Consider the following 621-nt stretch of genomic DNA (forward strand, 5'->3'; position numbering starts at 1 on the left):
GCTATCACGGTCACGGTGCATGACGTGTTGCCAAATGGCGTATTGCGCATCAGTGGCGAAAAGTGGCTGCGCTTAAATCAAGGTGATGAATTTATCCGTTTGACGGGCATTGTTCGCGTCGATGACATCACTCGCAATAACCAAGTTTCTTCTCAACGAATTGCGGATGCTCGCATCACTTACGCTGGTCGTGGCGCATTGGCAGACAGCAACGCTGCTGGGTGGCTGACTCAGTTCTTTAACAGCCCATGGGTACCATTCTAATGAAGCCAATCAATACCTTTTTTTCGTCTTTCCTACTGGCATTGACCTTAGGGCTTCCTGCGACTTCACAGGCTGAAGTGGAAATTCCTATTATGGATTTGGTGGATGTTCGAGGCATCCGCGAAAACCAATTAGTCGGTTACGGTTTGGTGGTTGGTCTTGCCGGCCAAGGTGACCGCAACCAAGTAAAATTTACCTCACAATCCATCACCAACATGTTGCGCCAATTTGGTGTTCAGATTGATGACAGCATGGACCCTAAACTGCGTAACGTAGCATCGGTAAGTGTGACGGCATCGGTAGACCCTATGGCGGGGCCGGGCCAAACCTTAGATGTGGTCGTGTCATCCATTGGTG

General features: G+C 49.8%; 2 protein-coding genes. Both read left to right on the forward strand.

The genetic code is table 11. From position 1 onward, the window contains the following. A partial coding sequence (locus tag R8N47_RS26325; protein WP_318186246.1) for a flagellar basal body L-ring protein FlgH occupies positions 1–264 on the forward strand: 264 nt, incomplete at its 5' end. Continuing rightward, on the forward strand, positions 264–621 hold a 358-nt coding region (locus tag R8N47_RS26330; protein ID WP_318186247.1), incomplete at its 3' end, for a flagellar basal body P-ring protein FlgI. The genes R8N47_RS26325 and R8N47_RS26330, both read left to right, overlap by 1 nt.

This window comes from Vibrio sp. 2132-1, assembly GCF_033344315.1.